General features: G+C 49.4%; 6 protein-coding genes. All 6 read right to left on the bottom strand.

Annotated features, from left to right (window positions below; all coding sequences use genetic code 11):
- Positions 1–350: 350 nt before the first annotated feature.
- Complete coding sequence (locus tag BM181_RS14695) at positions 351–1,976, bottom strand: peptide chain release factor 3 (RefSeq protein WP_075445848.1); 1,626 nt, start codon at positions 1,974–1,976, stop codon at positions 351–353.
- Positions 1,977–2,247: 271 nt separating this feature from the next.
- A complete protein-coding gene (locus BM181_RS14690; protein WP_143092231.1) occupies positions 2,248–2,664 on the bottom strand; it encodes a hypothetical protein in 417 nt (138 codons plus the stop codon).
- A gap of 133 nt (positions 2,665–2,797) precedes the next feature.
- Positions 2,798–3,757, bottom strand: a complete 960-nt coding sequence (locus BM181_RS14685) for an alpha/beta fold hydrolase (protein ID WP_256211400.1) — start codon at positions 3,755–3,757, stop codon at positions 2,798–2,800.
- A gap of 112 nt (positions 3,758–3,869) precedes the next feature.
- Positions 3,870–4,835 carry an alpha/beta hydrolase gene (locus tag BM181_RS14680; RefSeq protein ID WP_177207222.1) on the bottom strand — a complete coding sequence of 322 codons (966 nt, stop codon included), beginning with the start codon at positions 4,833–4,835 and terminating at the stop codon, positions 3,870–3,872.
- A gap of 236 nt (positions 4,836–5,071) precedes the next feature.
- Positions 5,072–6,559 (bottom strand): FAD-dependent oxidoreductase, encoded by a 1,488-nt coding sequence (locus BM181_RS14675; protein WP_143092232.1) that lies wholly within the window; start codon positions 6,557–6,559, stop codon positions 5,072–5,074.
- A gap of 526 nt (positions 6,560–7,085) precedes the next feature.
- The coding region (locus tag BM181_RS14670) for an IS3 family transposase (RefSeq protein ID WP_218150129.1) at positions 7,086–7,363 on the bottom strand (278 nt) is incomplete at its 5' end.

Genomic DNA, 7,363 nt, shown 5'->3' with positions numbered 1-7,363 from the left:
GCACTAACGTATTAGCAGGTTGAAGATTCATTCGGGCTATTGCTGAAACGAAGCCGCCGGGCAGGGGAGTACCATAAGCGTAACATTGATGGTTTGCGTGAAGAAAATATTTTTTGCCTACACATTCCGTTGAAAAATTCACACCGTTCAAGCGTAGCGCGTTTGGGAACTTTTTCAATGCTTAGTTAAAGGCAAAAAATATTTTTAGCAAAGCATCTAAGTGAAGCGTTGGTACTCCCCTGCCCGGCGGCGCGGCTTTCCTCGAATAAAAACACGGTAATTTACAAACTGCAATTTATATTATTAAAAAAAGCCTGCTGACACCGACGCCAGCAGGCTTTTCCTTTATATTATGCTTCTTTCTTGTCAAACGGAACGTGGTTGAGCACAAGATCCGGATTGTTATCCGTAATCCAGCCGATAGCCCACTCGTTGTTGAGCAGGAGCACCGGATTCTGGTTGCGGTCATAGACGAACATGCCGCGATCAGCACCTTTGAGCGCCGCCGGCGTCACTTCACGGCCATCCTCGAAGGCCATCCAGCGGGCGACCTCGAACGGCTGCATATTCATCTCGATATCGACGTTGTACTCATTCTTGAGGCGGTACTCAAGCACCTCGAACTGCAGCGTGCCGACCGTACCAACGATATAGGACTCCGTGCCAGCACCAGCCTGCTGGAAGAGCTGGATAGCACCTTCCTGCGTGAGCTGCTCGATACCCTTGACGAACTGCTTGCGCTTCATGGTATCCTTCGCCTGGACGCGGGCGAATTTTTCTGGCGGGAATACCGGGAAGTCCGCATATTTGAACTTATGGCTGGCATCGCAGACCGTGTCGCCGATGCCAAAGACACCCGGGTCGAAGAGACCGATGATGTCGCCCGGATATGCCGTATCCACAATCTGGCGGTCCTGAGCCAGGAACTGCTGCGGCTGAGCCAGCTTCAGCATCTTGCCCGTGCGCTCATGCCAGACTTCCATATTGCGCTCGAATTTGCCCGAGCAAATGCGGATAAAGGCCAGGCGGTCGCGATGGGCCGGATTCATGTTGGCCTGAATCTTGAAGACAAAGCCCGAGAACTTCTCATCGCTGGCCGGGATCATGCCCTCAGACGATTTGCGCGGCTGCGGAATCGGCGCCATGCGGATATAGCCTTCGAGGAAGTCCTGCACACCGAAGTTCGTCATAGCCGAACCGAAGAACATCGGCGTGAGCTCCCCGGCGTTGACGAGTTCCATATCGAATTCTTCGCCGGCTTCATTGAGGAGCTCCAAATCTTCCTGCAATGCTTCCCAGACGTCTTCCCCGACACGCTCGATGACAGCCGGATCATCGGGCTCATAGACATCGGCGATGCGCGCCTCCTGACCATGGGTCGTATCCTCAGCAAACAGCAACACCTTGTCATTGCGGCGATCATAGACGCCCATGTACTGCCCGTCCTGGCCAATTGGCCAGTTCATCGGATACGAACGGATGCCCAGCACGTTTTCGATTTCATCCATAAGGTCAATCGGTGCCTTGCCATAATGGTCGAGCTTGTTGACAAACGTGAAAATCGGGATATTGCGCTGCTTGCAGACCTTGAAGAGTTTCTTCGTCTGCGCCTCGACACCCTTGGCGACGTCGATGACCATGACGGCACTATCGACAGCCATCAGCGTGCGGTACGTATCCTCGGAAAAGTCCTGATGGCCCGGCGTATCGAGGATGTTGATGCGGCAGCCGTCGTAATCGAACTGCAGCACCGACGAAGTGACCGAGATACCACGCTGCTTCTCGATTTCCATCCAGTCGGATACCGCATGGCGCTGGGTCTTGCGGCTCTTGATGGAACCAGCCAGATGGATGGCACCACCGTAAAGCAGGAGTTTCTCCGTAAGCGTCGTCTTACCAGCATCCGGGTGGGAGATGATGGCAAAAGTACGGCGCTTTTCAATTTCTTTATTTAATTCTGCGCTTAAAGCTGACAAAGTAAATCCTCCATTTGTTGAATAATTTTGATACAAACACACTTTTCCCTTTTGAAACGCCTAAGGGGGGTTCAAAAAAGTGTATTCGTGTGCGAGTACCGAGAAGCCTTGCTACGACTAAGTTCCGAGCCTTTTGCAGTATCCTCGGGACAATGTCCCAGAGCATACCTTATCTGGTTGCAACCTCTACGAACTCACATATTATCCATTCTATCATAAAATAAGAAGGGAATACAAGAAAATTGGCACGGGACTTTGCCCGCGCCAATTCTTAACTTATATGAATTTCTGTCCCATCCTTGAATGTTACGCTGATATCCTCTTTGCTGTATACGGTCATGAAGTCTACCAGCGTTCCCCAAAGCCCCGCATCAAACTTCGTCAAGCTTTCGCTCTGAGCAGTAAGTGCTTGGGAAAAACCATCCAGACGTTCAGACTTTGCGTGTCGAGCCTTGATTAACCTGACCACCTCATCATGTCTGTCTTTCGTGGCCTCGTAACGGCTGACCAGTTCATCATATCGTTTTTGGTAATCCGTCTGATCCTGGGCTATCCGGGCATTCTCGCTGATACATTTTTGCACTCTGTCCGAGAGCATATTCATTTCTTCCATAAGCCGCCGGCTTTCAGCCTCGAGGTCTGCTGTGTCGCATATCTGCTCCCGTACCAACCGGATGTTTTCCAGCATATCCGTTTTGCCCTCCAGTAGCTTGTTCACCACCTTGACGAAAGCCTTTTTTATTTCCGTCTCCGTCAGATGTGGCGTAGTGCATTTCTTGGCTCCGGCAAACTTGTTGTTGCACTGGTATACCACCCGCCCCTTAATTTGCCTGCAAAAATCTCAGCACATTTTCCCTAAACTTCTTGTAATATGGTCTTTCCATGACCATAGCATGACCACCACCATCAATAATTACGAGCTGAGACTTATCCCTATTGGATAGCATTGCAAATGCTTCTTTGCATAGGGCAGGGGACACATATTGGTCTTTAGAACCGGCAATAATCAGCACAGGAACATTGATACTTTCCATAGGTATCAGCCTTACATTATCACTGACCAATAAATCCCGTCTTCCTCCGTTAGGGCTGCTGTCCCGGTCATAATGCCAAGCATTGGCAATGTAGGTATTGACCAGAAGCTCTTCTGCGATATCAAAATCGATGCTTCCATCAGCTTTTCTTTGAAAATCAGAGGCCGCACTTCCCCATGTATTGTGATGGAACGGCTCCTTAACTGCCTTTTCGCCCATGCCAACGAAAATAGGAGCATACAGCACAAGACGATGCACCAGTTCCGGGTGACGTGCAGCAAAACGCCCGCTGGTCACAGTCCCCCAACTCCAACCTAAAACATCCATGGAGGAAAGGTTATTTCGCGCCAAAATGCAGCGCACAGCCGCTTCTATGTCCTCTGCCGCATAATCCGAGTCCGGCATAAAACCATCCTTGACCGCCTCTGAATGGCCAAATCCTGCAATATCCAGCAGCCATACTTCATAACCATGCTTGGCAAAATATCTCGCCAAGCTGTAATCTTTATAATTGACATCGAACTCATGGGAGGAAAAAGTCACGCCATGTACGAACAGGATTGGTTTTTTCGACTGCCCATCCTGTTCTATATAGCGTTCCAAATGCAAGGCCACATGATTACGTTCTAAAGGAACTGCCTCTCTGAGGATTTCTGCCGCCTGCGCAACTGATGCATAAACCAAACTGCACAAAAAACCAATTGTCAGCAAAAACAAAAACGAGCGTTTTCCTGTCATTTTTGGCATATTCATTCCCCCTTTGTCTTGTTGCTAATTACCGCCAATCCACACATCATTGCCAATACGAATAGGCTTTGCTATGGCACAGTGCATACATTTATTTCTGTCCGTCATTATCTCACCTTGATATGGATAACGCCCCCGGGCAGTCATCCAAAAAGCTGAAAACAGCCTCCCAATACTCTTTTCCGGCCACTGTCATCGCATCCCCATGTCCTGCTCCTTCTACGATAAATTTACTCTTGGGCGCAGGGCAGGCATTGTACAGCTTATCCATCATAGAAGGCGGCACCAGTTTGTCCGCCGTCCCATGGATGAACATAATCGGAACCTTGATGCCGGGAACCGCCTTTATGGGGGCGGCGTCTGACACTTTCACCCCGGTTTTAATGCCGCTTACAATGTCTACGCATGTCATAATGGGAAATTCCGGCAGGCCAAAGATAACATCCAGTTGATTTGTAAACATATCGTAGGCGCTGGTATAGCCGCAGTCCTCTATGACGGCTGCCAGTCCCGGCATTTCGTATCTGCCCGCTGCCAGCATTACCGTGGCAGCCCCCATAGATATTCCGTGCAATACAATTTCTGCATTCTCATCGGATTCCTTGACTTTAGCCGCCCATTTGGCAATTTCCTCACTTTCCTTGACCCCCATGGTAATGTACTGGCCATCACTTTCCCCGGCAGCACATAAGTCCGGCGAGAGCACTTGATAACCATGCTTCAGATAAACCTCGGCATAATCCCGGACATAACGGTGGTCCCTGCCATAGCCATGGGCCAGTATAACCCAGCGGTGTCCCGTTTGGGCTGGCCTATAGCTTACTGCCACCACATTTCTGCCGTCCGGCATGGTCATACGCCACGCTTCCGTTGGCACCGCCGGCTCTTCCGGCATTTCCCTGCTCTTGTCAAGAATATTGACGCAGGCAGCAGGAGGCGCCAAGGGATCTGCATCGCTGCCGCGCTTCAGGGCATAATCAACAAAATAATCTCCTATGGCGTAGCCTGCCGCCAAAACAGCCGCTATGAATACGATAACAACAGTTCCCCAACGCCTTTTCCGATTGTAGTTCATCATAATCACCATTTTCCTTATTGTGAACTGCCTCGTTATAACGCCTTTGCTCTTATTTCTTCCTCATATTTCTGAAATTCATACTTCATTTGCTGAACGCATGGCGGCAAATGACATCGCCCAACTGCTCTTCCCCAATATAATTGCCGCTGAATTTGCCCAGATTCCGTTCATCTTCCTCAACGGCTTCACCATTCATAATGCATTAGGAAACCATCTTTTATATTGAGACGTTCCCATTATCCCTCGCTCACGTAGCTACGCTCTTCTGCAGGAATATCTTCCCAGCGCAGGGCGTTAGCTTCGATTCCGTGAGAAATCCCCCAAGCAGCAATGCCAGCCGCTTCTCCCATACTCATGCAAGTTGGCTGGATGCGGAAGGAAGCCTGAGCGGCGAAGCTGCCACTTGCACAGCGTCCCACCACAAGCAGATTGGAAATCTCATTGGTCACCAAGGCACGATAGGGAATCTCATAATACTCGCCCTTTTTCAGCTTTTTGCTGAGGTCCAGATTCACATCATGGATATCGATGGGATACGCCGTCCGAGCCACTGCATCGTGGAAATGCCTGGCATCGGTATATTCCTTATCTGTCATGTAATACTTACCACGGATACGCCATGATTCCCGAACTCCCACCATACTTGCTTCGCGGCTGATATAGGCCTTCTCAAAACCGGGAACGTTCTTGATGAAGAATCCTGCCAGACGGTTCATCATCTTCCGGCCGAAGGTCACAGCCCTGCTGTATGAGACGATATCCGTGGCACTGAAGTTCAGTGCCGGCATCTCAGGACAGTTCATGGATAATACGGTGGGTTTGCCGGTAATCGTAAACGCCTGAATATACACAATATCATCCTCGGTCCGTTCCCCCCGGGCAACACCGTCCTGGAAGAATTTCTCGTTCTGTTTCCACTTCCAGAACTGAAGGAATGGCCGGCCTTTCTTCCTCAGAGTGTCTTCTGCCAGTTTGTCGAAAGGACCTCTCTCTTTTACCCCCTTTATAATGAACTGATGATAGAGCTTGCCCATATCAATGCCGCCCATTTCAAAACGCAGACTCATGGGCTGGTTGCGTCCTGTCTTTTCTGAGCCTTTTTCCACAGGAATGCCCGCAAACCGTGAAAGCAATGCGTCTCCCGTGCCATCGACGAAGGTCTTTGCCTGTATCTTTGCCAGTCCCTCAATGGTCTGGACAACACAGGAGACAATCTTTCCTCCATCAGTCACCGCCCCCACCAATGAAGTGTTGTAAAGGATATCTACCCCCGCCTCTTCACACATTTCATCATAGACAAAAGAAAGATATTCAGGCACATATTGTCCTCTGCCACCACCGAAATAGGAGTCAGTATCCACTCCAAGGAGCGGCGGCACCCCCTGTTTTTCCATGCGTTTGTTCAGATCCGTGATGTAGGGCGTATCGCTGTCATAGCAATAAGTAGCCATACATGGGAAAACACAGCCCAAGGTGGCCAGTCCCCCCAGGGAAATGCCCCGCTCCACAAGGACAACCTTCGCTCCTTTTCGCGCAGCGGTAACAGCAGCCGCAGTCCCCGCCGAGCCACCGCCAACCACGCATACATCGACATTAAAGAGAAGGGGAAGATTCGCCTTGCTATAATCCAGCGCACTTATCGCCGGAGAAGCAACCTCTGCCTTTGCGGCATCGTCCTTGATACCAAGTAAGGACGATGCCGCCGTAAGTCCCGCCAGTTTCATGAAGTCACGCCTGGATATTGAGATTGCGAATGCTTTTCCATAGTCTGTCTCCAATTCTATATGCCCTCTTCATTGCATTTTTTCATGATACCCCTAACCGTTTAAATGTTCCAAATTATCTTAATTTTTTTCTATTCGCCATAAATATCCTTATCTCCTTTATCGCTCCACAGTTTTTATCGTCTCCTGCACCAGCCGTCGTCCATCACCATCAACCTGGCGAGGCCAAAGGACGTATCGAAAGTCTCTTAGACAGCGTACGTTCCCTTATGAAAAAGAAAGGCTGGTCTAGCGATGAAGCTATGGATGCCCTTGATATTCCCCCTAAGGAACGTACCGTAATTTCGGCTAGATTGTAACTTATGAACCCCCTTAATTCGAACTATAATGTTCAGCATATTCCAAGAGGAACCATCCTGCTTTTATCACCGCCCTACAATATAAAAAGACCTCAACACCCTTATTGTAGTGACCCCATAAAGTTAGACCTTACCGGTAGTAGCAATTATTTGCTGCTACCGGTTTTTTATGCTGCGGCATGACGTAAACGGTAATCTACTGGGCTGAGCCACCCCAGCTTAGCTTTGATTCTGTGCTTATTGTAGTATGTGATGTAATGCCGTATAGCTCGTTCAAGTTCTTCGAAGCTGTGATAGGTATGCCCATAATAGATTTCCTGTTTTAGCAGGCCAAAGAAATTTTCCATCACGCTATTATCCAGACAGGTGCCTTTGCGAGACATACTTTGAAAAATTCGTTCTTCCTTTAATCGGCCTACATAGCTGCCCATTTGGTAAGCCCATC

This window comes from Pseudoselenomonas ruminantium (assembly GCF_900113715.1).
Lineage (GTDB): Bacteria > Bacillota > Negativicutes > Selenomonadales > Selenomonadaceae > Selenomonas_A > Selenomonas_A caprae.
Note: the sequence above shows the minus strand (reverse complement) of the source record. Positions and strands in the feature narration are given on the sequence as shown.

What these genes read in the sequence shown, in the direction of transcription:
- BM181_RS14690 (WP_143092231.1), bottom strand. Translation starts at nt 2,664, where the DNA reads ATGCTGGAAAACATCCGGTTGGTACGGGAGCAGATATGCGACACAGCA.
- BM181_RS14680 (WP_177207222.1), bottom strand. Translation starts at nt 4,835, where the DNA reads ATGATGAACTACAATCGGAAAAGGCGTTGGGGAACTGTTGTTATCGTA.
- BM181_RS14685 (WP_256211400.1), bottom strand. Translation starts at nt 3,757, where the DNA reads ATGCCAAAAATGACAGGAAAACGCTCGTTTTTGTTTTTGCTGACAATT.
- BM181_RS14675 (WP_143092232.1), bottom strand. Translation starts at nt 6,559, where the DNA reads ATGAAACTGGCGGGACTTACGGCGGCATCGTCCTTACTTGGTATCAAG.